The 1,034-nt window shown below is 56.0% G+C and carries 1 rRNA gene; it reads left to right on the forward strand.

Features of this window, described 5'->3' with window-relative positions:
• Window positions 1-134 precede the first annotated feature (134 nt).
• Window positions 135-1,034, forward strand: a 16S ribosomal RNA gene (locus KZA10_RS15995); the annotation flags it as partial.

The following is a 1,034-nucleotide window of genomic DNA, read 5'->3' on the forward strand; positions in this document are numbered from 1 at the left end:
TGAGAATTCCTTTGGATCAAAGACCAACTCCTTCCGGGGGGTTGGCAATGGATGAAGTCAGCAATGAATTTGTCTCTTTGGTCAGCATCAAACTCGCTGCGTCACCGTTTTCCCGGTGGGGTATGCATTTCTTTTTTACGGAGAGTTTGATCCTGGCTCAGGATGAACGCTGGCGGCGTGCTTAACACATGCAAGTCGAACGGTGAACACGGAGCTTGCTCTGTGGGATCAGTGGCGAACGGGTGAGTAACACGTGAGCAACCTGCCCCTGACTCTGGGATAAGCGCTGGAAACGGCGTCTAATACTGGATATGTGACGTGACCGCATGGTCTGCGTCTGGAAAGAATTTCGGTTGGGGATGGGCTCGCGGCCTATCAGCTTGTTGGTGAGGTAATGGCTCACCAAGGCGTCGACGGGTAGCCGGCCTGAGAGGGTGACCGGCCACACTGGGACTGAGACACGGCCCAGACTCCTACGGGAGGCAGCAGTGGGGAATATTGCACAATGGGCGCAAGCCTGATGCAGCAACGCCGCGTGAGGGACGACGGCCTTCGGGTTGTAAACCTCTTTTAGCAGGGAAGAAGCGAAAGTGACGGTACCTGCAGAAAAAGCGCCGGCTAACTACGTGCCAGCAGCCGCGGTAATACGTAGGGCGCAAGCGTTATCCGGAATTATTGGGCGTAAAGAGCTCGTAGGCGGTTTGTCGCGTCTGCTGTGAAATCCGGAGGCTCAACCTCCGGCCTGCAGTGGGTACGGGCAGACTAGAGTGCGGTAGGGGAGATTGGAATTCCTGGTGTAGCGGTGGAATGCGCAGATATCAGGAGGAACACCGATGGCGAAGGCAGATCTCTGGGCCGTAACTGACGCTGAGGAGCGAAAGGGTGGGGAGCAAACAGGCTTAGATACCCTGGTAGTCCACCCCGTAAACGTTGGGAACTAGTTGTGGGGTCCATTCCACGGATTCCGTGACGCAGCTAACGCATTAAGTTCCCCGCCTGGGGAGTACGGCCGCAAGGCTAAAACTCAAAGGAAT

The sequence above is a fragment of the Microbacterium sp. BF1 genome (assembly GCF_019279095.1).
Classification (GTDB): Bacteria; Actinomycetota; Actinomycetes; order Actinomycetales; family Microbacteriaceae; genus Microbacterium; species Microbacterium maritypicum.